Source organism: Aromatoleum toluolicum, from assembly GCF_012911005.2.
Classification (GTDB): Bacteria; Pseudomonadota; Gammaproteobacteria; order Burkholderiales; family Rhodocyclaceae; genus Aromatoleum; species Aromatoleum toluolicum.
In genome coordinates this window covers 1-391 of sequence record NZ_WTVS01000268.1, presented here as the reverse complement: position 1 = coordinate 391, position 391 = coordinate 1, and the positions used below count along the sequence as shown (strand labels likewise).

The 391-nt window shown below is 64.5% G+C and carries 1 protein-coding gene; it reads right to left on the bottom strand.

Going from position 1 to position 391, the window contains the following annotated elements; all coding sequences use genetic code 11:
* Positions 1-118 precede the first annotated feature (118 nt).
* Positions 119-391 (bottom strand): retropepsin-like aspartic protease family protein (locus GPA27_RS28685; protein WP_169143765.1); only part of this gene is annotated, 273 nt, incomplete at its 5' end.

Sequence of the window (391 nt, the reverse complement as noted above, 5' to 3'; positions counted from 1 at the left end):
CAGCAGCACCGACAGGGCCGACTCCAGGTCGGACCAGAGGCTGAGCAGGTCTTCGTACTCCCCTTCGGAGTGCGCGTGGGTGGAGGAGGGGTGTGCGGACATTGCGGGTGTACAGGCGTCAGTGGCGCTTTTCGAGCACCATCTGGTCGTTGGTGCGGGTCATCTGGAACTCGTTCAGGAAGCTGTTGCCCAGCAGCACATAGGGCATGGGCTGCGAGGTGATGATGGCCTCTACCCCAAAGACCTCGACGTCACCGATGCGGATGGAGTCGAGCTTCATGCGCCAGCCCTGGGCGACGCCATTGGCAGTGTTCACGCGCACCGGCTGGCCGCTTTGGTAGTTGAGGCCCATGCGCTCTGCATCCGGCCGCCCGATGGCGACGGTGGAGGC